This is a genomic window from Ignavibacteriales bacterium (genome assembly GCA_026390795.1).
Taxonomy (GTDB): domain Bacteria; phylum Bacteroidota; class Ignavibacteria; order Ignavibacteriales; family Melioribacteraceae; genus Fen-1258.
The window spans coordinates 196,217-221,437 of the sequence record JAPLFG010000003.1 but is presented as its reverse complement, the minus strand read 5'-3'; the positions used below and the strand labels follow the sequence as shown (position 1 = coordinate 221,437).

The window sequence follows — 25,221 nt, the reverse complement described above, 5'->3', positions numbered from 1 at the left end:
AACATTACGCTGGTATTTATGATAGCTAAAGCTCGTTGATATCATAAGCAATTATAATGACCAGCGTTCCATTCAACTGTACATCTAAATTGAATAAACCAAAATCAACAAGAAATAAAACTCTTCAACTTTCTAAAAAGGAAATCGACGAGTACTCCAAACGGATTGTTAAGTTGAATGAAAAGATTTCTGTAAAAGAAATAATAAATAAAACTATCAACCAAGATTTATTCTCCGCACTTGAATTTCTGCCGGACAAATTTGTTGATTTGCTTATAGTTGATCCGCCTTATAATCTCTCAAAAAAATTCAATACCACTTCATTCAAAGAAAAATCGATCCATGATTATGCCGAATGGATCGAGAGTTTTATTATTAAGCTGAAGCGGACTCTGAAGCCGGATGCATCAATTTATTTCTGCGGAGATTGGCACACCTCCATTTCTATCCCGTTGGTTCTTGAGAAGCATTTTATTATCAGAAATAGAATTACCTGGGAACGTGAAAAGGGGCGGGGCGCTAAACAAAATTGGAAGAACAGTTCAGAAGATATCTGGTTCTGCACAGTTTCAAATAAGTTTACTTTCAATACCGACACAGTAAAACTGAAAAGAAAAGTTCTAGCGCCATACCGGGATTCGGACGGCAAACCGAAAGACTGGAATTCTAATTTAGACGGCGATTATCGTTTGACGCATCCGTCAAATATCTGGAATGATATTTCGGTCCCATTCTGGTCGATGGCTGAAAATACAGATCACCCGACGCAGAAACCGGAAAAATTGATTGCTAAACTTATTCTTGCCAGTACTAAGAAAGGCAAGATTGTTCTGGATCCGTTTCTTGGGAGCGGAACTTCATCGGTTGTTGCAAAAAAACTTGAAAGAAAATATGTCGGTATTGAAATCGATAAATATTATGCGTGCCTTGCGGAAAAACGTCTTGAAGCATCTGAAAAAATCAATGCAATTCAAGGTTATAAATATGGAGTTTTCTGGGAACGCAACACAGTTCCGGTGAGTATAAAACCGGAAAAAAGAAGCGGTAATGAGTGTTATTAACCGTTTCATTTCTTGATTTTCAGACCCTCAATGGGTAAAATAGCACACCAAAAAATCACTCTAATGGAGGTTTACGAATGCGCAGCGCGAAGCTTATTCTTCTTCTTTTACCATTAATCATTCTTATCTCCTGCACATCCCAAAATTCAAATATAGTTGTTGCAGAATTTGGCGGTAATAAGATTTACTTAGATGAGTTTGAAAAAGCATACGCTAAGAATTCAGGCGGTTTTGAAAAAGCAAAGAATGATTCTTTATCATCACTTAAACAATTTCTTGATCTCTACGTTAATTATAAAATGAAATTACGCGATGCTTCTGTTCGCGGATTAAAATCAGATGAGGATATGAAGAAAGAGTACCTCGATTATAAAATGAATATCGGGAAGACTCTTTTTCTTGAGAATAAATTGTATGATCCGAACTTGCATCAACTTTACGAGAGAAGAAAAACAGAATACCGGGTAAGCCATATCTTTCTTCTACCCGATTCAACTCACAGTCAGCAGCAAATTATCGATCTTGGAAACCAACTTATTAAAAGGATCCAGAACGGTGAAGATTTTGCAGAACTTGCTAAACAATATTCAAACGATCCATATACAAGCAAGCAAGGTGGTGATGTTTACTTTGTTACTGCGGGACAAATAAATATTCCGGCAATTGAAGATGCAATTTACAGCACCGAACCTGGAAATATTTATCCTCAACTTGTCTCTTCTGGCTTCGGCTATCACATTCTCAAAGTTACTGTTAGACAACCGCGCAAACCTTCAATAGAAGCAGCTCATATTCTTATTCCTTTTGCAGATTCAACGGGAGTTGTTGATACAGTAAAAGCATTGAATAAAATAAGTGATATTGAAAAACAGATTAAAGACGGTAAAAATTTTGGTGAAATGGCAGCTAAGTATTCAGCAGACAAAGGGAGTGCAGCAAAAAATGGTGAACTAGGCTCCTTTCAACGCGGTCAAATGGTAAGAGAATTTGATGAAGCTGCATTCAATCTTAAAGTTGGAGAAGTTTCCTCAATTGTAAAAACAAAATTTGGATTTCATCTGATTCGCGTGAATGCAATTTCTCCATTAAAATCTTATGATGAGGAGAAAAATGAGTTAAAAGATATGTACGACCGCACCCGGTATAAATTTGATTTAGAAAAACTGATGCAAGATTTGAAAACCGAATTTAGTTTTGTGCAAAACCAGGTTACATATAATAAAATCCTTGCTAACAGCGACACACTTAAAATTGGTCCATCTTACTGGACAAGTAATTTGAGAAAACAGGCCGGCAGTGATGAACTTTTTAAAATTAACAACAAACCTTATTCATGTGATAGTCTATTTAATAATATGATAAAAGTTGGTTCGAACCTTAACATGACTGTCAACGGCAAAATTCTTCAGGATGCAATAGATCAATATGCGGGGGTTGTATTGTTTAGGGAAAAAGCTTTGGTATATGATAAAGAAAACCCAGAGTTCGCAAAGTTACTTGAAGATTATGAGAACGGAATGTATTTATTCAAAATTCTGGAAGATGAAGTTTGGTCCAAGATCTCAATTGATAGTGTAAAAACTTATGAATTCTGGCAGCAGACAAAAGAGAATTATAGATGGAAAGACCGGGTCGAATTGAAAGAAATATACAATCAAAGTGATTCATTAATGAATAACTGCTACTCAATGGCAATTTCCGGTTATTCGTATGATAGTTTAGTCGCTAAATATAATCGCCGGTCGGGATATGAAAATAAAATTGGTTATAATGGTTTGACTGCCGTTGATTTCAATGAACTGGCCAAGCAGGCAAATTCACTTAAAAACATTGACGATATATCGAAACCTTTCAAGTTCGAAGATGGATGGTCAATTGTAAAATTATTAAAACGTGAACCCGCTCGTGCTAAAACGTTTGAGGAAGCAAGAGCCGAAGCTTCAAGCCTTCTTCAAGAAAAAGAAAGCAAGCGCCTTGAAGATGAGTATATGAATAAATTAAAAAATATCTATCATCCCAAGATGTATTATGAAGAATTGCAGCAAGCATTTAAGCAGCCTCAATAACTTTGCGGTTATTATTTGTATCGGCTGCTTCAGTTTTACGGGATGCTCTAAGAAAGAGACGCCTGATAAATATGTTGTAAAAGTTAACGATGCCGTTTTAACTGAAGAGCAAATTAAATCGGCACTTTCTCAAGAGAGCAACAGAGGAAAATATCGATCCGAGTTTATTCATGACTGGATTGAAAATGAAATCCTTTATCAACAAGCCGCAAAGGAAGGAATTTTAGAAGAAAAAAAATTCAACTCCATTGTTGAGCAAAGTAAAAAAGAAATTGCGGCGGCCTTATTCATAAATAAATTATTGTCTGAAAATAAAATTGAGCCGACCGAAGACGAACTTAGAAAATATTATGAGGCTAATAAAGAAGAATTTAGATTGACCGATGATCTTTTTCGTTTCAACATTGCTTATCTAAATGATTTCAATACAGCTATTCAGTTTCGTAATATGGCAATTGAAAACAGCTGGAATAGCTCTCTAAATAAGTATAGGATGGAATCATCAATTATTTCTTATCAATCCGGTCAATTATATAAGAAATATCAGCTTCAGCCAACCTCACTTTTAAGGAGCGTGGCCGGACTTCAAAAAGATGAGGTAAGCTTAGTAATCGAAACGGAACCGTCAAAGTTTGCTGTTGTTCAACTTACTGAAAAACTGGATAAAGATACGATCCCTTCTTTTGATGATTCTAAAGAAGAAGTAAGAGAAAGATTGACGATGATCAAGAGAAAAGATTTTTTAAGATTGTACATAGATAAATTAATTGAAGATCACAATTTGGAGATAAAGAGGTATTCCGAATGAAAAAAATTTTGTTATTATTATTTGTTTTTGCTGGATTATTAAATGCTCAGCAAGCATTAGATAAAATTGTAGCTGTTGTAGATAACGAAATAATCTTACAATCAGAATTTGAATTTAGAGCAAACCTGGAAGCGCAACAGAGAAATATTAATCCTGCCGATACAACTTTTAGAAGACAGGTTCTAAACGCGATGATTGAAGAAAAACTCCTATATGCCCAGGCGGAGCTTGATTCAATAACAGTAACAGACGACCAAGTAAAACAACAGCTGGAATACCAGATTAATTATTTTATACAACAGTATGGTTCGCGCGAACGCCTTGAACAGGTGTACGGTATGCCGATCGAAAAATTAAAAAGATCATTGCAAGATGATACTAAAAAGAATTTGATGGCTGAAATGCTCAAACAAAAAAAGTTTGGACAGCTGGATCCTTCAAGAAAAGAAATTGAAGAGTTTTATGATACATATAAAGATTCGCTGGGAGTAGTAGCGGAAAAATTTACAATTGCACATATCTTCCAGAATCCTAAAACCGGCGAGAGAGTGAAAAAGAAAGCAAGAGATTTTGCAGAATCGTTATTGGATTCTTTAAAACACGGAGCCGATTTTGCAAAACTTGCAACGAAATATTCGGATGATCCGGGCAGTGCGGCTCAAGGTGGAGATCTAGGATCTGTAAAACGCGGTGTCTTTTTCCCAGAATTCGAAGCAGCTGCTTTTGCACTGGCTCCAAATCAAATTTCCGGTGTTGTAGAATCTCCCGTGGGATTTCATATAATTCAATTGCTGGAAAGACGGGGTGAAGCAATACATACAAGACATATACTTATAAAAGTAAAAAGTGATGATGAATCGGATCTAAAAGCTATTGAGTTCCTAACGGATATTCGCGATAGTATTGTAAAAGGTAAAAACACTTTTGAACATTATGCAAAACTTTATAGTGATGATAAAGAAACTGCAAAGTTTGGAGGATCCCTTGGAACATTTGAAGCCAGTCAGCTTGATAAGCAGCTTCTCGATATTATTTATAAATTGAAAGAAGGCGAAATTAGTTTTCCTAAACGACTTGATGTAGATAAGAATGTTTATGGCTATCATATAGTTAAATTGGAAAAGAGAATTCCACAGCATAAAGCTAATATGGACTTGGATTTTGCGGAACTCAAGCGAATGACGGAATACTATAAAAAGCAGAAACTCTTTGCAAAGTGGATTGAGGATATTAAAAGTAGAATATATTGGCAAGTTCGGCTCTAGCAATTCATAAACACTAAAGATATTGCGAAATTGAATTGAGATTTTCTTTTCTGTTCCTTTTATTCATGTTCTATTATTTTACTATAAGGAAACAACTTTGACTGAAAAAATTCCTACAAACGATGTTCAAGCGGTGCAACAGCTTGCCGACGCAGTTAAGAGGATCAAAAAGGAAATTGCAAAAGTTATAATCGGTCAGGATAAAATTATAGACCAATTACTAGTCAGTTTACTTGCACGCGGACATTGTTTGCTGGTTGGAGTTCCAGGACTTGCAAAAACATTACTTATTAAGACGGTTGCCGAAGTGCTGGACCTTAAATTCAGTAGAATACAATTTACACCCGATCTCATGCCGAGTGATATTACTGGAACCGAGATAATTGATGAAGATCCAATTACAAAGAAAAGAGATTTCCGCTTCATTCAAGGACCTGTATTTGCGAATTTAATTTTAGCGGATGAAATTAACCGCACACCGCCTAAAACTCAAAGTGCACTTTTAGAAGCAATGCAGGAGCATAAAGTTACTGCTGCAGGAGTAACACGTACACTTGATGAACCATTTTTCGTTTTGGCTACTCAAAATCCAATTGAACAGGAAGGAACATATCCTTTACCGGAAGCGCAGCTGGATCGCTTCATGTTCAATTTGTGGCTGGATTATCCCAATCTAAAAGAAGAAATAGAAATTATTAAATCGACAACTAGTGATTATCAACCTGAACTTAAAAAAGTATTAACGGCAGATGAATTGATCGGCTTCCAAAAATTAATTAAGCGGGTTCCCGTTGCAGAAAACGTAATCGAGTTTGCTGTAAAGTTTGTTGATTCCACTCGTCCAACAAATAATGCAAATGAATTTATAAAAGAACATGTTGCCTGGGGTGCCGGTCCTCGTGCCTCGCAATATCTTATTCTCGCAGCAAAAACAAAAGCTGTCATGGAAGGAAGATTCACTCCCTCGATCGATGATGTAAGTACTTTCCTCATTCCGGTTCTACGACATAGAATTATTCCAAACTTTTCTGCCGAAGCAGAAGGAATTAATTCCGTGGAGATAATTAATAAGTTGATGTAAGTATTAAAGATTTTCTAACAAATCGAATATTATAACCGAAACAAACAATATTGAAGTGAGTGTGAATGGCGCTAAATAAATACTTCCGAAAACTATTCCTTACTGGGATAAGTCTAACAATCTTAATTTTCACCTTCACTGGCTGCACAGAAAAAACGCAAACAAAAATTCAAGAAGAAAAACCGAAACCTAATCAATTTGGCTTAACCGTTAACAATCTAATAGAAGTACGTGATACAATTGAAACCAACCAGACACTTACCGATATTTTAATTCCTCACGGAGTAACACAGCAAAAAATTAATGAAATAGAAAAAAAATCACTCAACGTATTTCCACTCAGAAGTTTCAGAGCTAATGATGAATTGTATATTTATGCACAATGGGATTCCGTTGAAACTGTGCAGTATCTTGTGTATAAGAAAGATCCTGTAAACTATGTCGTTTTCGATTTACGTGACGCGATTAACATTTATAAAAAACAAAAGCCATTTTCAATCAAACAGGCTACTGTCAACGGAAATATCAAGGATAATTTAATTCAAACTCTGTTGGATAAAGGCGTCAAAAAAGAAGTTGGATTTAATGTAGCTGATATTTATGAAAGCCAAATTGATTTCGGTACTTTACGGGAAAATGACAGCTTTACAATTATTTATGAAGAAATAAATGTAGATAATGAACCCGTCCAAATCGGAAAAATTCTTGCGGCGAAATTCAATTATCGGAAAAAAGATTATTATGCATTCCGTTTCGATAAAGAAAGAGAAGGACAGTATTTTGACGAACATGGTAATGGTCTGCAAGGAATGTTTCTAACGGCTCCAATTAAATTCAGATACAGAATTACATCTCGTTATTCATCCAATCGATTTCACCCAATACTGCATAGAAATAAAGCTCATCTTGGAACAGATTACGCTGCCGCTACCGGAACACCAATAATGACTGTGGCTACCGGTGTGGTTATAGAGGCAGGTTATACAAGCGGCAATGGAAACTATGTTAAAGTAAAACATAACGGTACATATACAACACAATACTTGCACATGTCGCGTTTTGCTAAAGGTATTCGACGCGGTTCTCATGTAATTCAGGGGCAGACAATTGGTTATGTTGGAATGACCGGCTTAGCGACCGGTCCACATGTTTGTTTCAGATTTTGGAAGAATGGAAAGCAGGTGAATCCGTTAAAAGAAAAAAATCAATCCGCAGATCCTGTAAGTAAAAAGAATAAAGCGGATTTTAATGAAGTCGGAAAAACTTGGATGGAAAAAATAGCTGCTGTTAACGAGCAACCCTCAAATATTAACGACCCCAAAACAGAATCTAAGAACTAAAAACAATTTTAAGAGACCAAAAACTTTAATGCATTAACTTCCATTCTTGTGAATAATTATTCATCAGCGTTTTTACCTCCAAATCCCTTCGTGAGAGAAAAATTAATTTTTCTTAATCTATACTTAAAAATATTGCGTTGGAAAAAATTGTTTCCTACTTTTGCATCACTTTATATAACTAAGGATGACAAAAAATGAAAACAGAATGCCCTGTCTGCGGTGCAGAGATAGCATTAGCAAAAGATGCAGTTCAAGGAGAATTGATCGAGTGTGCAGAATGTGGAACTGAATTGGAAGTTGTTTCGGTAGATCCTCCGAAAGTACAAGAAGCTCCACAAGAAGAAGAGGATTGGGGTGAGTAATTTGGTCTGGGTATTAGACTCAACTCTTCGCGAAGGCGAACAAACACCCGGCGTTTATTTTGATAAGCATATCAAACTGGCTATCGCAAGTCTGTTAGATGAAATTGGCATTGATATTATTGAATCGGGACATCCGATGGTAACTCCTGAAATCCATGCTGCTGTAAAAGCGATTGCTCAAAAAGGATTTAAATCAATTGTCGGCGCACATTCGAGATCACTTCAAAGTGATGTTGATCTTGCACTTGAATGCGGTGTGAAATTTCTTGGAATATTTTATTGTGTTTCGGATGAAAGACTTGAATCTGTTTTTAAGAAGGATCTCGATTCTGCGATTAAATTGATTACCGACGTTATCAAATACGCGAAAAGTCAAAATCCAAATTTGTTGATACGTTACACACCGGAAGACACAGTTCGATCGCAATTTGAAAATGTTGTTAAGGCTGCAACCGCCGCAGTTGAAGCCGGAGCCGATATAATCAGCGTTGCCGATACAACTGGTTTCATGGTACCCGGTACATCCAGAAGCATGTACGATTACATTTCCCGCTTGATTGAAGAATTAGATAATAGAAATTTGCATCCAAAGATTGCGGTACACTGCCACAACGATCGGGGACTTGCTCTAGCAAATGCTCTAGATGCTTACCGCGCCGGTGCGAATATTATTGACGCCGCGGCATTAGGACTTGGTGAAAGAGCAGGCATAGTAGATCTTGCTCAACTTTTAACTGTATTAACTGTTGATTATAATCAGAATAGATGGAATCTTAAAAAACTTGTTGAACTCTATGATTTAGTAAGCAAACATTCCGGAATTCCAATTCCTGCAAATTATCCAATCACGGGGAAGAATGCTTTTACACACTGTGCCGGTGTTCACACTCACGCCGCTTCTGTTAATCCTATGCATTATGAAAGTCTGAGTCCGGATATTCTTGGAAGAACCAGAACATTCTCGCTTGATCATATGTCTGGAATTGCATCTCTTAGATACGCATTGAAATTAATCGGTGAAGAAGCGCTGGACGATTCTCATCAGATGGATGTTCTCAAAGAAGTCAAATCTGTCGGTCAACGCGGTCGTACAGTTGATCTTGCCGAACTGAAACATATCCTTGAAGCTGTAAAGCATCATAAAATTTATAATAGCTGAGATATATATCAGCTCTACTTCTAAAATTTCATAATAGGTGGAGAAGGAAAAATGAAAATAGGTCTGCTTCATTCGTTGATTAGAAAAGATGAAAAATTTTTAATAGATGAATTCAAAGCTATTAAAGGGATTGAATTAGAAATGATTGACGACCGCGAGATCACTTTCAATCTTGGTAAAAATAAATTTGATCTCGATATTGTAGTTGAAAGATGCATAAATCACTCGCGGGCTCTTCATGGATTGAGATTATTCGAATCGGCTGGAGTTAAATGCGTTAACACATATAATGTTGCAACAATATGCGGCGATAAACTTCTTACATCATGTGCTCTAGCGGAACATAATGTTCCTCAACCGGAAGTAAGAGTTGCGTTTACTGAAGAATCTGCACTCGAAGCAATTGAAGAGATGGGATACCCTGTAGTCCTGAAACCTGCAGTCGGTTCATGGGGAAGACTTCTTTCAAAAGTAAATGACCGTGATGCCGCAGAAGCAATCCTTGAACATAAAACTGTTCTCGGTTCATACCATCATTCGATCTTCTACATACAAAAATATATTGAGAAGAAGGGAAAAGATATTAGAAGTTTTGTCGTTGGTGATAAATGTATTGCAGCAATTTATAGAACTTCTCCGCATTGGATTACAAATACTGCTAGAGGCGGGGTTGCCACAAAATGTGAGGTAACCGATGAATTGAGTGATATCTCCGTCCGAGCTGCAAAAGCTGTTGGCGGTGGAATTGTTGCGATCGATGTGTTTGAGTCTGCACAAGGTCTAATGATTAATGAAGTGAACTACACAATGGAGTATAAAAATAGTATCGCAACTACAGGTGTAAATATTCCGCAGAAAATGGTTGAATACGTTTTACAAGTTGCAGAGGGAAGAAAGCAATGAAAGTAAATGTTTCGATTGTTGGTTCGTCCGGTTATACTGGTGGAGAGTTACTGCGGCTTTTACTATTCCATCCAAACGTTGAAGTGAAACAAGTTACATCGGAAAGTTATACTGGAAAATTTGTTCATAAGATTCATCCGAACTTGCGAAAATCAACTACATTAAAATTTGTATCCGCCGGTGAACTGGAATCGTGCGACCTTTTATTCTTATGTCTGCCTCACAATAGTTCTCAAAATAAAATTGATGATTACAAAAAATTAGCACCCAAAATTATTGATCTCAGCGCAGACTTCCGGTTAAAAGATTTGAACGAATATGAAAAATGGTACGGGCATAAACACGCGCGTCCAGAATTATTAAATGAGTTCGTTTATGGAATTCCGGAGCTTCACCGCGAAGAGATGAAAAAAGCTAATTTCATTTCAAGTGCCGGATGTAATGCAACTGCAAGTATTCTTGGTTTATATCCGCTTTACAAAAATGGATTGGTGGAATTGGATAGAACTGTTATTGAAGTTAAAGTTGGTTCAAGCGAAGGTGGTAATAAAGTCAATGAAGGTTCGCATCATCCGGAACGTGCGGGAGTTGTGCGTTCATATCAACCGACTCAGCATAGACACACTGCAGAAATGCTTCAAGAAATGTCATTTGGGAAAAAGATACAAATTCACTTTTCAGCTACTGCGATTGATATGGTCCGCGGTTTGCTTGCTACCTGTCATGTTTTTCTAAAAGAAGATCTACAGGAAAAAGAGATCTGGAAGATTTACCGGGATGCCTATGGAAATGAGCCGTTCATACGAATTGTAAAAGAGAGTGATGGAATTTACAGATTCCCCGAACCGAAATTATTAAGCGGAACGAATTACTGCGATATAGGATTCAAGAAAGATGAATTCTCGAACAGACTAGTTGTTATTTCTGCAATTGATAATTTGATGAAAGGCGCTGCCGGTCAAGCTCTGCAGGCATTTAATATAATGCATGGTTTTGATGAAAGAACAGGATTAAATTTTCCCGGGCTTCATCCAATTTAAAATCATTTTCTTGCCAATAATCATAATCCTGATCTTAATCATGATCATGATCTATCTGAGCATGTGAATCAATAAAAGCAAGAATACAATATGTGCAGACTACTTTACGTTAACTCAAAAACAAATATTTCTATTTCAGAATACTTATCCAAGTTTTCTGAAATATCTAAAAAGAGTAGAGAATACCAAGGACACGGATGGGGATGCGCTTATTTGCAAAAAGGTGAGTGGATCTATTATAAAAATGTTAATCCGATTTGGAAAGATGATCTTACCCGCTTTAGTTCTTCAACTCGATTGATCGCTCACACAAGAAGCGCGTTCAAAGATGAAGGAATTGTAGTAGAAAACAACATGCCGTTTTATGATGATAAATATATTTTCGTTTTTAACGGGCAGTTAAGCGGTGTGAAAATAAAAGAGGAAGGGAGAATCGGAGCCGAGAAAATTTTTAATTATATAAAACGCTTTGATAAAGGCAGTATCAAGGACGCATTGAAAAAGGGAACTGAGATCATAAAAAAGAAATCAAGTTTTATCCGTGCGATGAATATAATTATGACTGATTCAAAAGCGGCTTATGTTTATTCTCATTTTAATGATGCAGTAGATTACTTTACAATGCGTGCTAAAATTTCTGATGATTCAATTGTCATTTGTTCGGAATCTTTTGTCGGAGAAAATGATTGGCAGCCGATTCAAAATAATTCCTTAACGGAGTATAAATGTTTCTAATTAAAATCGGCGGCGGAAAAGAAATAAATCTTAGCGGAATCATTTCCGATCTTGCCGCGACTCAAGAAAAATTTATTATCGTTCACGGCGCAAATGCGTTGCGTGACGACCTGGCAAATAAACTTGGTTATAAGAAGAAAGTCGTTACATCGCTATCGGGTTACGATTCTGTTTTAAGTAATGAAGAAACAATTGATCTTGCTATGATGGCTTATGCAGGTTTGAAAAATAAACGCATTGTAGAACTTTGTCAGAAGAATGGAATTAATGCTGTTGGACTTTCCGGTTTAGATGGAAAAGTTATTCAAGGAAAACGAAACAGCGGAATAAAAGTGCGCGAGGGCGGTAAAACTCTTCTGCTGCGAGATTTTTCCGGAAAACCAAAAGCAATTAACAAACAACTTCTTGATTTGCTTCTGGATAACGGTTATACACCTGTATTAAGTGTGCCTCTGATTGATGAAAATAATTTCGCTATCAATTCTGAGAACGATGACATAATCGCATTGCTTCAATCTGAATTCAAAGCAGATAAAATTATTTCACTTATAGAAGCTCCCGGTTTTCTTCTGGATAAAAACGATTCATCTTCACTTGTGTCAAAAATGTCGAAATCGGAACTGGAAGAAATGGAACAGAAAGTTGATGGCAGAATGAAAAGAAAAATTCTTTCTCTTAGAAAGTTATTTTCTGCCGGTGATACAACAGTAATTCTGTCTGACGGAAGAACAGAAAATCCAATTAAAGATGCGTTAAATGGTAAAGGAACAACAATACTATGAAAAATTACAAAGAGTTAATTCAAAAATATGAAGTTGACGTATACCCAAGGCGGGATGTTGTACTTGTAAAAGGTAAAGGCGCTCATCTATGGGACGATCAAGGAAATGAATACATTGATATGGCTGCCGGCATAAGTGTAGCCAACATAGGTCACGGAAACGAAAAACTTGCTAAAGCTATTTCCGATCAAGCAGCGACACTTGTTACTTGTCCAAATACTTTTTACAATGATAAAAAAGCACTCTTCTTAGAAAAACTTTTTGAAATTGTACCTAAAAATTTAACACGTGCGTTTCTTACCAACAGCGGTACGGAAGCGGTAGAAGCTGCATTCAAGTTTGCGCGACTTAATTCCGGGAAAACAAAATTTATTGCGGCAATGAAAGGATTTCATGGAAGAACTATGGGCGCTTTAAGTGCTACATACAAGAAAGAATACAGAGAAGGATTTGAACCGCTAGTTCCGGGCTTTACTTTTGTACCTTACAATAATTTTGAAAAACTTGCCGAAGCAGTTGATAATGATACTGCTGCAATTATTCTTGAGCCGGTTCAAGGCGAGGGTGGAATAAATGTCGGAAATAAAGAATATTTTCAAAAAGTTAGACAGTTGTGCGATGAGAGAAATATTTTTCTTATCATTGATGAAATACAAAGCGGATTTTGCCGCACAGGAAAAATGTTTGCGATTGAGCATCTTGGTATTGAAGCAGATATGATGACCGTCGCTAAATCAATTGCAGGCGGATTCCCGATGGGTGCGCTTTTATGTTCCGATAAAATAAAAATTGAAAAAAGTAAACACGGTTCAACATTCGGTGGTAATCCTCTCGCCTGCGTTGCCGGAATCGCTTCGATCGATTTTATGATTGAAAATAAACTTTGGAAAGAAGCCGATGAAAAAGGAAAATATTTCAAAGAAAAACTGGAAAAACTTCAACTCTCAAAAGTCCGTGAAATAAGAATTCTTGGATTGATGATCGGTATTGAACTGAAAGACAAAGTTCAACCGGTTATTCTTGAATTACTAAGCAAAGGAATTATTTCACTTCCGGCAGGAACGACTGTTTTACGTATGCTTCCGCCGTTGGTAATTAGTTATGAAGATTTAGATAAAGTTGTTGAAAAGTTGCAAGAAGTGCTTAAATAAAGTACAATTTAGAGTGTAGAGTTAGTCTTAACGCTTAATTCTACATTCTATTTTTAAAAATCTCTTCTTTTGCTTTCTACCCCCATTTGAATTATTTTTCGCCAGCAAAAATCTAATTATAATAAATGATAATTGATTATATACCAATCTTTCTAGTGATAATTGTTGCCGCACTATTTGGTGGAATAGTAGTATTTTCATCTACATTATTCGGTCCGCAGCGCCCAAATAGAGTTAAACAGATGACTTACGAAAGCGGCAAAGATCCCGTAGGAACGACTCACGAGAGAATCTCGATTAAATACTATTTGGTCGCAATGCTATTCATCATTTTTGATATCGAAGTTATTTACGTTTATCCATGGGCAGTTGAATTCAAAACTCTTTTTGTTCAGCATGGAATTTTTGCTTTTCTACCGATGTTTATCTTTTTGATAGTGCTTGAACTAGGATTTTTTTATGTCTTTATGAAAGGAGGACTTAAGTGGGATTAGAAGCTAAACTCACTCAAGACGGATTTATAACAACCACAATAGATTCTGTTATTGCATGGGCTCGCAAAAGTTCTGTCTGGCCAATGCCCATGGGAATTTCCTGCTGTGCCATTGAGATGATTGCCGCTGCAGATCCAAAATATGATATTGCTCGTTTCGGCTCAGAAGTTATGCGATTTACACCGCGTCAATGCGATCTAATGATTGTTGCCGGTACGGTTACTTATAAAATGGCACAAGTAGTAAGAAGAATTTACGATCAGATGCCGGAACCAAAATGGGTGATTGCCATGGGCGCTTGTACTTCGTCCGGCGGAATGTATCGTTCATACAATGTAGTTCAAGGGATAGATCAATTTCTGCCTGTCGATGTTTATACTGCCGGTTGCCCGCCGCGTCCGGAAAATTTATTGAACGCGTTAATGACTATTCAAGAAAAAATCGGAAAAACAAAAGCGCGCGACTTTAAAAACAGATCTCTTAAAGAACTCGAACTTTCACAAATCTAATCTTATGAATCCCAAAGAACTCATTGCAGATAAAGTAAAAGAGAAATTCGGCGCAGCGCTGGAAGAAGTTTCCGATTTCAGAGACGATCTTTGTCTTACTATAAAAACTGATCAGATAGTGCAACTCTCAAAATTTTTGAAAGAAGATCCCGCACTTGAATTTGTAATGTTGAAAGATGTTACCGCGATCGATTGGGCGACCCGCAAAAAGAGATTCACAACAGTTTATCATGTTTACTCTTTCAAAATGAATTATACACTTCGCATCAAAGCTAATATTGATGATGATCCGCCAGCTATAGAAAGTGTTACGCCGGTTTGGCAGAGTGCCGATTGGTACGAGCGTGAGACATGGGATATGTATGGAATCAAATTTATCAATCATCCTGATTTAAGAAGAATGTATATGCCGGAAGGATTCGAACATCATCCGTTAAGAAAAGATTTTCCTGTGCTCGGCATTCCGGGCTCTTTACCACTTCCACATGAAGCTGAATAGAATGGATCGAATTACACAAATATATAACGAAGAGAAAATTTACAAGAGACTTCTCGAAGATAAAAACATCACCATTGATGATGCATTAGAAAATGAGATGGTGATCAATATGGGTCCCCAGCATCCTGCAACACACGGCGTCCTGCGCTTGGTATTACGGCTTGATGGCGAAACTGTGACTGGCATTGTGCCTGAACTCGGTTATCTCCACCGCGGGTACGAAAAGATGGCTGAGAACATGAGTTATATCGAATATATTCCTCATACGGACCGGCTTGATTACACCGGAACAATGTGCAATAATGTTGCATATGTTCTTGCTGTTGAAAAACTTATTGGTATCGAAGCACCGAAACGTGCACAATATATTCGAATGATTGTTGCTGAACTTTCCAGAATTGCAGCGCACATGGTTGCAATAGGAACATTTGCGATGGACGTTGGTGCCGTTACTATGGTTATGTGGACATTCCGAGAACGTGAAAAACTGCAAAATATTTTCGATCGGCTTGCAGGTGCAAGATTCACAACAAGTTATACTCGTATCGGCGGCGTTGCATCAGATATGGATGATGAAGCGATTGCGATGACAAGAAAATTTTTGGAAGAGCTGGAACCTTCTCTCGTTGAAATGGATAAACTTCTTCTAAGCAACAGAATTTTCATTGAACGCCTCGAAGGAATTGGAATCTTATCTAAAGAGAATGCAATTGCTCTTGGAGTTACCGGACCTAACCTGCGTGCAAGTGGTGTTGAATATGATATTCGTCGTGCGAAACCATATTTATTCTACAATGAAATTGATTTCAAAATTCCAACATATCAGCAAGGTGACGCGCTTTCCCGTTATTTCTTAAGAGGTGATGAGGTTCGCGAGAGCGTTAAAATATTGTTTCAGTGTCTGGATAAAATGCCGCAAGGCGAAGTTAATGCAAATGAACCAAAGAAAGTTCTTCCTCATAAAACAGAAATTTATTCCAAGATGGAAGAGCTTATACATGATTTTATGATAATCAATTATGGAATTAATCCACCTGTCGGTGATACATATTTTTCCGTAGAGAATCCAAAAGGCGAATTAGGATTTTACATTGTTAGCAACGGAACCGGTCAGCCGTGGAAGTTGAAAATTCATTCACCTTCATTCTGTAACTTGCAAACATTATCACTGTTGTGTAAAGGCGCTATGGTTTCTGATGTTATTGCAATTATTGGAAGTCTCGATCCGGTAATGGGTGAAGCGGATAAATAGTTTAACGACATGAATAAGATTCAGAGCAAGAAAAAATAGAAGAGAAAATGGAATTTAAGTTTACTGAAGAAAATATTTTAAGAATAGAAAACGCACGGAAGAAATATCCTACTGCATTAGCTGCTATAATGGATACGATCTATATTGCCCAGGAACAGAACGGTTACATCAGTAACGAAGTGATGGAAGAAATTGCAAGCGTTCTCAGTATTGACAAAGTTAATGTACTTAGTGTTGTTACATTCTACACAATGTATCATACAAAGCCGATGGGGAAATACCACGTTCAAGTTTGTACAAATGTTTCATGCATGCTGCGCGGAGCTTATGAAATTTTTGACGGGGTAAAAGAGAAATTAGGACTGGATCACATGCAGGTTTCTCCAGATGCAAAATTTTCTTTGGAAGAAGTTGAATGTATGGGCGCATGCGGTTATGCGCCTATGATTGCTGTAAACGAAGACTACTTCGAAAATCTAAATAAAGAAAAAGTTTTTGAAATTTTAGACTCGCTGAAATAAATGGAAAAAATTGTCCTTCCCGAAATACCGGATTTTAATCAGATCGAAGTTTATCTTGATAACGGCGGATTTGAATCTGCCAAAAAAGCATTTACCAGAACTCCGGATGAAATTATAGATGAAGTAAAAAAATCCGGATTGCGCGGTAGAGGCGGCGCTGCATTTTCCGCCGGTCTAAAGTGGAGTTTCATGCCTAAGACGACCGATAAGCCGAAGTATCTCTGTATTAATGGCGATGAAAGCGAACCCGGTTCATTTAAAGACAGACAAATTTTTGAAGACAATCCATTCCAGATTATCGAAGGCGCAATTATAACATGTTACGCTATTGGTGCAAAGGTTGCATATCTCTATATCCGCGGTGAATATCATAAATGGATTAAGCTGATGCAGAAAGCCGTTGATGAAACTTATGCCCGCGGATTTGTTGGCGAGAAGATGAAAGAAACTTTCGGAATCGATTTCAGCTGCGATCTTTTTATTCATAAAGGTGCGGGCGCTTACATTTGCGGTGAAGAGTCCTCTCTTATGAATTCCTTAGAAGGATTGAGGGGTTATCCTCGAGTTAAACCGCCGTTTCCGGCACAACGCGGATTGTGGGGTAGTCCTACAACAATTAATAATGTAGAAACAATTACAAACATTCCGGCTATTATAAAGAATGGATGGGAATGGTTTTCGAAAATTGGTGCGCCGAAACATCCCGGCACAATTTTATTCGGAATTAGCGGGCATGTTAATAAACCCGGTGTTTATGAATTTCCATCTGGAACACTACTAACTGATTTGATCTACAATGTTGCAGGCGGAGTTCCCGGAAACAAAAAAATTAAATGTGTCATCCCGGGTGGATCATCAATGCCTCCATTACGCGGTGAACAGCTTGAAAGTATCAGAATGGATGCCGAGTCTCTCAAGGAAGCCGGCTCTGCAATCGGTACCGGCGGTGTGATGGTGATGGATGAAGATACTAATCTATTAAAAGTATTGATCCGCATTGCTCATTTTTATCATCATGAAAGTTGCGGGCAATGCACACCTTGCAGAGAGGGAACAGGCTGGATGGAAAAGACTTTGCGCAGAATTGATGAAGGAAACGGAACATCTCAAGATTTAGATCTTCTTATAAGTGTTGCTAATAATATTGAGGGAAATACAATTTGCGCATTAGGTGATGCAGCGGCTTGGCCTGTCAAGTTTATGATTACCCGGTTCAGAGATGAATTTGAAAAGTATGTTAAAAAAGAGATTTCCATTCCGGTCCCAAATAAAGTTCACTCTATGAGAGAAACAGCTACACCTTTAGCAGATTTATATAAATAGGATTGAAAGAATAAATTTTTATTTAATAGCTTGATAAATTCAGTACCAGCCACTTTTATATCGAATAGCATACTTATTAAATCTTCTTCAGAAAGAGATCTAACCAAACACTTTTTAGAGCCGGATCTTGGATACAAGAAAATTTTACGTTAAATAAAAATTTTCTTTAGTTCTAAAATTTAGTAGAGTTTTCTCGATAATACATATGAACATTTTGTTCTAATGATCGTCTAACTTTATAGTTTTTTCACTTTATAGAGTTTAAATATCTGATTCGGAAAATATAATGAATGTAAAAGTATTATTTGTGGCTGTCTTACCTGATACAATTCAAGAAATTGAAAAAATTGAATTGACTAATAAGGAGATTGAATTTTTCTTCGTACGGAACAATGTAGAAGCAATAAATTTTGTATCAAGAAATGATGTTGATATCGTTGTGACCGATTTCAGTACTCCTAGGTTGAATAACTCTGAATTTTTAAGTCTGCTTCAAACAAACTTTCCAAAAGTTTTTAGAGTTTGTCTATCAACGCCTTTTGATAAAGAAAGAACGATTTTCCTTGCTAAAAGTGTGCATAGATTTGTTAATACTCCTTTGGATTCTAACAAGCTCCTAGTAACCATTACCGAATTAGGAAATCTTCTAAAGATTAATTTAGATGCGAAATTAGTTTCAAAAATTAATGGAATTGGAGCTATTCCAATATTGCCAGATATTTACCAAAAGCTTGAAAGAGAGATTAACAAATCCTCCCTTTCAATGATCAAAATTGCGGAGATAATTCAGAGAGACCCTTTAGTTGTTGCCCGCGTCCTTCATATTGCCCATTCATCCTTTTTCAACATTCCATCCGGTGTTACTGATCTTTTACAGGCGATCAATTTCTTGGGTATAAATATTATTAAAACTCTTGTGCTCTATGTTAAGATTTTTTCTTTAAGCAATGTTTCGGAAGAAACCAAGCATAGACTTAAAGAAATCAAAGCACATTCTATGAACGTTGCCAAACTTGCAAAGGCAATTATGGAAAAAGAGTCCGGTGATAAAGAACAAATTGAACTTGCTTATATCTCCGGGCTAATTCATGATATTGGCAAAATAGTCTTGTTGCAATTGAATGATAAACAAAAGCAGAAAACTTATTTCAATTGTCTTCATGATTTTAATTCACCCGAAGTAGAAATAAATTTATTTGGGGTTTCACATATTAATACCGGCGTTTATATTTTGAAATTATGGGGTTTCCGCGATGAAATTATTGATGCTGTTGCCTCGCATCACGATCCAAGTATTATAAAAGGGAGTGCCGTTTCATTGAATGAAGCCGTTTTTATAGCAAACTCGTTTACCAATAGATTTGAAGACATGTCGTTGAACATTTCCAAATCATTTGGTCTCGAAAAATACAATGAATGGGATCAGCTCCTAAAATCAGATGAAAGAAACACACTTCAATTAGAGATATAAAACCATAAATTATTTTTTTATATAATAATTCTATAACCGAGGCGAATCTTTGATTCGCCTTTTGTATTTTTATAGAGAAATATTTCTCAACTAAAATGTAAATGAACAGATTAAAAAATATTTTTCTGTTTTTAATAGCGCTTGCATTCGCATTCAATTCGTTTGGATTTATAATCTATTTCATTCTTGAAGTAGAGAATACAAAAGAAAATGCTTTTGAAAAGGTAATAAAGTTGGAAGGTGATGAGAAAGTCGAGGTTATTTCCGTCTCAATTTCACAACTGGAAAGTGGAATAGGAATAGAAAGGATTAATAACAGAGAGATACGATATGATGGCAAGATGTATGATCTGGTAAAAGTAGAACGACACTTGGATGTAATTACGTTCTATTGTATCCATGATGAAAAAGAAGATAAACTTGAAAAAGAATTTTCAAATAATCTTCAAAAAAATATAAACCACAGATCTGTAACCAATACTCAAATACAATTTAATCAACAAATACAAAACACAAACGAAAAGGAAAAGATTACTCTCATTTCCCCGTTTCATAAAACATCTTATCCAATCTTCCTCGCAAGCAGCTATCTTTTAGATATTTCAAAAATATTGACGCCTCCTCCAAAGTCTAATCTTTAGTAAACTTAGATATATTCAGTGCAATTCTATTCATAAAATTTGAATAGGAAATAATATTCCTCCTTATAACTGAAAATAGGATTAGATAATGAAAAAATTATTATTGCTATTAATTGCAGTGACTCCATTTATAAATGCACAGCAAGCAATATCGAGTTCTCAGCCGGATACTTTGACATACGAGCTTAAACAAATATCTGTATCGGCAACTCGGTATGCAGAACAAATTTTAGAACTTCCTTACGCAGTTACAATACTTCAAGCAAAACAGCTGAAAAATTTACGCGGATACGGATTGGACGAAGCGCTTTCAACAATACCGGGAGTTTTAGCTCAATCACGTTCGGGAAATCAAGATGTCAGGCTTGTAATACGAGGATTTGGTGCACGTGGTGCTGGCGATCGGTCAAACTCCGGAACATCACGCGGTATACGCGTAATGATTGACGGAATTCCGGAAACTGAACCTGACGGAAGAACATCATTCGATCAGATTGACTTGAGTATTGCTGATAACATAGAGGTTATTCGCTCTAATGCTTCCGCAATTTGGGGAAATGCTGCAGGCGGTGTTGTAAATTTATCAACAGTTCCAACCGGGACTGAAAACGTTTATTCTCTTCGTACAATTGCAGGAAGTTTTGGCTTCAATCAAGTTCAACTAATTGGTAATGCGAATTTCCGGAATGGAAAAATATTTTCATCCTTTTCTAATAGTAATTTAGAAGGATGGAGAAAACATTCAAGTAGTTTTAGAACACTTCTTAATTTCGGAATTGTATCATTTTTGAATGACGTAACAAAACTAGGTTTATTTGTCTCGGGAACTTCGAATATGTTTCATATCCCAGGACCACTTACACAAAAACAATTTGATGCAGATCCTACTCAATCTAATCTTATTTATGAACAGCGAGACGAAAGACGATTCAACCGTCTGGGAAAAGTTGGGTTGACATTAAACCATGAATTTGACAATTCAAACGGAATTTCAGGAATGATCTTTGTAAATCCGAAATATTTACAACGTTCGGAACGAGGTACATTCCGTGATTTTACACGTTATCATCTTGGCGGAAATTTTATTTACAGTAATCACTCTTCGTTTTCATCCTCCATACAAAATAAATTAGTTGTTGGTGTAGATGAAGCTTATCAAGATGGTGCAATTTTATTTTACAGTTTATCTTCAACAAACTCACGAGGCAATGAGCTTAAAGATAACAAGAGGGAAGGTGCCAATACCTTCGGTGCGTTTGTACAAGATGAAGTCGTGCTCAATGAAAAACTAAGTTTGATTTTTGGCGGGCGATACGACATGATTTCATATTACAGCGAAAGTTTTATAACTTCCGGATATGGTTTGCAATCTAAAATATTTGAGCGCATTACACCTAAAGCAGGTATTACTTACCGTTTATCAGAAACTCAAAGTCTATATGCAAATCTTGGCGGCGGTATTGAAGTACCGGCGGGAAATGAAACTGATCCGTCAAGCACTTACGGACAAGACAAAGTATTTTTGATCAATCCTCTCCTCGAACCGATCGTTTCTACCACATATGAACTTGGTACAAAGCATTTGGTCTCATTTGAAAAAAATGATTTTGTTAGGTCTGTCTATTACGATGTTGCTCTTTATCTAATAAATGTTAAGAATGATATTATTCCATACCGGGGCGGAAGATTTTATTTTACAGCCGGAAAAACGGAGCGCAGCGGAATAGAACTTGGTACAACTATTCAATTCACTAATGGTTTTTCATTCAATGGTGCGTTCACGTTTTCTAATAATAAGTATCAAGAATACCGCGTTGATTCGGTCCATTACGATTTGCAGAAAGCCGGAAAGTTTGCAGACTATTCAGGTAATAAAGCAGCCGGAATACCGGAATTGTTTTACAACTTCGGTTTAACTTACTCTCCATCCAAACTAAACGGCGCATTCATTTCTATTGGGCTAAACGGAATTGGAAAATATTTTGTCGATGATGCGAATACATTGTCCGTACCTTCGTTTAATGTGTTGAACGCAACAATTGGATTAAATAGACCGATAGTAATTGCGGGTGATTTTACAATACGAGGATTTTTGACGGCAAATAATCTTTTCGATCTTAAATACGCTTCATCGGCATTTATCAACCCGGACATTGTGAACAAGGAAGCAGTCTTTCTTGAACCCGGAATGCCGAGAAATATTGTTCTATCAATTTCAATTGGTTATTAATTCTAAGTTAAGGCGAATCATTTTGATTCGCCTTAACTTTATTCGGTGTAACAATGTTGTTAGTAAATTCGTCTATAGTATCAAAGACCAGAGTAATGTATGATAAGAATATTTTTATTAACTCTCCTCATAGTTTCTTCGCTTTTTTCACAAAGCCTTAAAGTAACCGGTATTGTATTTAACGAAGAATCTAACGAACCGATTCCTTTTACAAGTATTAGAATAGCAGGAACAACACAAGGCACTTCAACAAACGTTGAAGGAAAGTTTGTTTTGATTCCACCAAAGGGCAAGTCAAAATTGATTTTTACAGTTGTCGGTTTTAAGAAGAAAGTGCTGGAAATTGATGCTACGGTTTCCAAAGAATTAAAAGTATCACTGAAACCGGAACCGATTCAATTTATGGAAATCGTTGTTGGCAGCGATGAAGACCCGGCATACAGAATTGTAAGAGAAGCAATCAAGAGGAAAGATCAAAATAGAGCCGGTTTGAATAGTATTGAGTATGATTTCTTTTCCAAAGATATTTTTCTTTCTGCCGGGAATGTTGCGATGGTATCGGAAAGATTTTCTACCGGTTATTTCCGACCGGATAAAAAGGAGAAAGTAATTACACATTCGGTGCATATATCAGAAAATGAAAAGAAAAACGCTCTCAGTTTTGATCAGAATATTCTTGATAAAATGTATGTTGACTTTGCAGACGATACATTGTCAATCATAGGTAACAAAGTATTTCTTCCTCTTGCAAAGAATGCTTTTGATTGGTACGATTACAAACTTCTGGAAGTGAAGCAATCCGGATCCGTTCATGAGTGTTATATCGAAGTGATTCCTAAATCCAAAATACAACCTCTTCTTAAAGGAAAAATTGTAATTGAAGATTCGACTTACTCATTGAAAAATGTTGACCTTAAGAACAACGACGGCTTAAGGTTTCCATATGTTCAAGATCTGAAAATAGAGTTCATTCAAAACAGAGACCGTTTTAATAATTATTGGCTCCCTACATATTTCAAAGTTGAATCCGGTCTAAAATTCAGCTTTGCCGGATTGATAGGAACCGACGCTATTTCCATGAACCAGGTCAGTATGTTCACAAATTATAAAATCAATCCAACTATCCCGGATTCGATTTATAATCTTTATTCAACTATTAAAGATGATTCCAGTAAGAATAAAAAAAATAAATATGTTAAGACAGATATGTTAAGTAGAACGCAAATTGATTCTCTTCGACCTATCCCTCTTACCGGTGATGAATTGAAAGCGTACAATGAACTTGATAGTACAAAAACGGTTGTTACTCAAATTAAATTTACCGGTGTATTTGGTGGACTTGTCAAGGATGCAGTAAATAAGGATCAGAATAGTAGTTCGGATAGCGGTTTGCTCAAGTATGTTGGAAAAGTATTTTCAGTTCTTAGTTTCAGAGACAATAGAGTGGATGGAATATTGTTGGGTGGTCATTACGGCAATGATATGTTTGATAACTCAATAAAATATAAAGTTAATTTAGGGTACGCATTCGGAAGAAAGAATTTTGAGTGGAATACAAATGTTTCGTACAGTCCAAAGAATTTTATTATTGACAATATTGAATTAGAATTGTTTGATGAAGCTGTACAGTGGCAGATGCTCAATCCTTATCCCGATTGGCTTAACGGTGCCAATGTATTGCTCGGTTTCAATGATCAATTTAATTATTACAGATCAAGAAGTTTCAGTCTTGGATTTGGAAAATATTTCGGCGCAAATATTTTATCGAATATAAAATTTGTTTTCGATAAACAGGAATCTCTGCCGGAGCTTAAGTACAACAGCCTTTTTAATACAAATAGAATTGTAAGAGTTAATCCAATTATTGCAGAAGGAAATGATAATAGAATATCATTTAATATTCGGATAGGGAAGAACCCGAATGAATATCAGCCGATAGCGAGTGACGGCTTTATAGCTCAACTCGATGTATCAAATCCTATTTTGGGAAGTGACTTTAATTATAAGCGTCTAAGATTTATCTCTCAAATCACTACCAAAACTCTTTATGAAGAATTGTTTTCTTCCCCATACTTCTTGTTAGGAATGGAAGGAGGATTTGTTTTAGGAGATTTCTGGCCGCAACATCGTTTCACCCCGAATACAGCTCTTAATATTTATTCTCCATTCTTATCATTCAAAGGATTATCTCCTTACGAATATTACGGTGATAAAATGATTGCAATTCATGCCGAACATAACTGGCGCTCGGTTCCGTATCAAGCTCTCGGTCTTAATTTTCTTACCGATCTTAATATTGATTTCATTACAGGGATTAATCTCCTTAAGATGTGGACTATAAACAGTTACTTTAGCAGCAACAATCTTAATTCTGTTTATTGGGAAGCATATTTGAGCTTTGGCAAAATTTTAGGAGTTCTTCGGCTTGATTTCTCCTACGGATCTAACGACAAATTTGTTATTAGAGTTGGTCTGTCTAATGTATTGTGATTTTATAAAAAATATGTATAAGCAAAATTTTTGTTTCG

General features: G+C 36.4%; 23 protein-coding genes. All 23 read left to right on the top strand.

The genetic code is table 11. The annotated features are described in order from the left end of the window. The first annotated feature begins 56 nt into the window (after positions 1-56). The 23 genes from NTX65_04470 (at position 57) to NTX65_04360 (ending at position 25,183) form a co-directional block, all read left to right on the top strand. Positions 57-1,061: a site-specific DNA-methyltransferase gene (locus tag NTX65_04470; protein ID MCX6168570.1), complete on the top strand. Its 1,005-nt coding sequence runs from the start codon at positions 57-59 to the stop codon at positions 1,059-1,061. Positions 1,062-1,138: 77 nt separating this feature from the next. Further along, positions 1,139-3,127, top strand: a complete 1,989-nt coding sequence (locus tag NTX65_04465; GenBank protein MCX6168569.1) for a peptidylprolyl isomerase — start codon at positions 1,139-1,141, stop codon at positions 3,125-3,127. Then, positions 3,090-3,935 carry a peptidylprolyl isomerase gene (locus NTX65_04460; GenBank protein ID MCX6168568.1) on the top strand — a complete coding sequence of 282 codons (846 nt, stop codon included), beginning with the start codon at positions 3,090-3,092 and terminating at the stop codon, positions 3,933-3,935. The genes NTX65_04465 and NTX65_04460 overlap by 38 nt, the downstream gene beginning before the upstream one ends. Then, positions 3,932-5,200 (top strand): peptidylprolyl isomerase, encoded by a 1,269-nt coding sequence (locus NTX65_04455; protein ID MCX6168567.1) that lies wholly within the window; start codon positions 3,932-3,934, stop codon positions 5,198-5,200. The genes NTX65_04460 and NTX65_04455 overlap by 4 nt, the downstream gene beginning before the upstream one ends. A 97-nt stretch (positions 5,201-5,297) precedes the next feature. Next, positions 5,298-6,281, top strand: coding sequence for a MoxR family ATPase (locus NTX65_04450; GenBank protein ID MCX6168566.1), 984 nt, complete (start codon positions 5,298-5,300; stop codon positions 6,279-6,281). Positions 6,282-6,346: 65 nt separating this feature from the next. After that, positions 6,347-7,621: a peptidoglycan DD-metalloendopeptidase family protein gene (locus tag NTX65_04445; GenBank protein ID MCX6168565.1), complete on the top strand. Its 1,275-nt coding sequence runs from the start codon at positions 6,347-6,349 to the stop codon at positions 7,619-7,621. A 194-nt stretch (positions 7,622-7,815) separates the two neighbouring features. After that, entirely contained in the window at positions 7,816-7,983 is a 168-nt protein-coding gene (gene lysW / locus NTX65_04440; protein MCX6168564.1) for a lysine biosynthesis protein LysW, read from the top strand. Then, on the top strand, positions 7,976-9,142 hold the full coding sequence (locus NTX65_04435; GenBank protein MCX6168563.1) for a 2-isopropylmalate synthase: 1,167 nt from the start codon (positions 7,976-7,978) through the stop codon (positions 9,140-9,142). The genes lysW and NTX65_04435 overlap by 8 nt, the downstream gene beginning before the upstream one ends. 51 nt (positions 9,143-9,193) lie before the next feature. Continuing rightward, positions 9,194-10,045 (top strand): lysine biosynthesis protein LysX, encoded by an 852-nt coding sequence (gene lysX / locus NTX65_04430; protein ID MCX6168562.1) that lies wholly within the window; start codon positions 9,194-9,196, stop codon positions 10,043-10,045. Further along, complete coding sequence (gene argC / locus NTX65_04425) at positions 10,042-11,085, top strand: N-acetyl-gamma-glutamyl-phosphate reductase (GenBank protein MCX6168561.1); 1,044 nt, start codon at positions 10,042-10,044, stop codon at positions 11,083-11,085. Before lysX ends, argC begins: the two co-directional genes overlap by 4 nt. 90 nt (positions 11,086-11,175) lie before the next feature. Next, the gene (locus NTX65_04420) at positions 11,176-11,820 is read left to right on the top strand and encodes a class II glutamine amidotransferase (GenBank protein MCX6168560.1); all 645 of its coding nucleotides are present in this window, start codon (positions 11,176-11,178) and stop codon (positions 11,818-11,820) included. Next, positions 11,811-12,602 carry a [LysW]-aminoadipate kinase gene (locus NTX65_04415; GenBank protein ID MCX6168559.1) on the top strand — a complete coding sequence of 264 codons (792 nt, stop codon included), beginning with the start codon at positions 11,811-11,813 and terminating at the stop codon, positions 12,600-12,602. The genes NTX65_04420 and NTX65_04415 overlap by 10 nt, the downstream gene beginning before the upstream one ends. Next, the gene (locus NTX65_04410; GenBank protein MCX6168558.1) at positions 12,599-13,753 is read left to right on the top strand and encodes an aspartate aminotransferase family protein; all 1,155 of its coding nucleotides are present in this window, start codon (positions 12,599-12,601) and stop codon (positions 13,751-13,753) included. The genes NTX65_04415 and NTX65_04410 overlap by 4 nt, the downstream gene beginning before the upstream one ends. A 125-nt stretch (positions 13,754-13,878) precedes the next feature. Then, a complete protein-coding gene (ndhC, locus tag NTX65_04405) occupies positions 13,879-14,247 on the top strand; it encodes an NADH-quinone oxidoreductase subunit A (protein MCX6168557.1) in 369 nt (122 codons plus the stop codon). Beyond that, on the top strand, positions 14,238-14,756 hold the full coding sequence (gene nuoB, locus NTX65_04400; GenBank protein MCX6168556.1) for an NADH-quinone oxidoreductase subunit NuoB: 519 nt from the start codon (positions 14,238-14,240) through the stop codon (positions 14,754-14,756). The genes ndhC and nuoB overlap by 10 nt, the downstream gene beginning before the upstream one ends. A gap of 4 nt (positions 14,757-14,760) precedes the next feature. Next, a complete protein-coding gene (locus NTX65_04395) occupies positions 14,761-15,255 on the top strand; it encodes an NADH-quinone oxidoreductase subunit C (protein ID MCX6168555.1) in 495 nt (164 codons plus the stop codon). 1 nt (position 15,256) lies between these two features. Then, entirely contained in the window at positions 15,257-16,507 is a 1,251-nt protein-coding gene (nuoD, locus tag NTX65_04390) for an NADH dehydrogenase (quinone) subunit D (protein ID MCX6168554.1), read from the top strand. Between the two features lie 47 nt (positions 16,508-16,554). Further along, positions 16,555-17,028 (top strand): NAD(P)H-dependent oxidoreductase subunit E, encoded by a 474-nt coding sequence (locus NTX65_04385; GenBank protein ID MCX6168553.1) that lies wholly within the window; start codon positions 16,555-16,557, stop codon positions 17,026-17,028. Continuing rightward, positions 17,029-18,351: an NADH-quinone oxidoreductase subunit NuoF gene (gene nuoF / locus NTX65_04380; protein ID MCX6168552.1), complete on the top strand. Its 1,323-nt coding sequence runs from the start codon at positions 17,029-17,031 to the stop codon at positions 18,349-18,351. A gap of 286 nt (positions 18,352-18,637) precedes the next feature. Further along, positions 18,638-19,822, top strand: coding sequence for an HDOD domain-containing protein (locus NTX65_04375; protein MCX6168551.1), 1,185 nt, complete (start codon positions 18,638-18,640; stop codon positions 19,820-19,822). Between the two features lie 101 nt (positions 19,823-19,923). After that, positions 19,924-20,463, top strand: coding sequence for a hypothetical protein (locus NTX65_04370; GenBank protein MCX6168550.1), 540 nt, complete (start codon positions 19,924-19,926; stop codon positions 20,461-20,463). Positions 20,464-20,551: 88 nt separating this feature from the next. Next, the gene (locus NTX65_04365) at positions 20,552-22,693 is read left to right on the top strand and encodes a TonB-dependent receptor (GenBank protein ID MCX6168549.1); all 2,142 of its coding nucleotides are present in this window, start codon (positions 20,552-20,554) and stop codon (positions 22,691-22,693) included. A gap of 99 nt (positions 22,694-22,792) precedes the next feature. Next, positions 22,793-25,183: a DUF5686 family protein gene (locus NTX65_04360; protein MCX6168548.1), complete on the top strand. Its 2,391-nt coding sequence runs from the start codon at positions 22,793-22,795 to the stop codon at positions 25,181-25,183. Positions 25,184-25,221 lie beyond the last annotated feature (38 nt).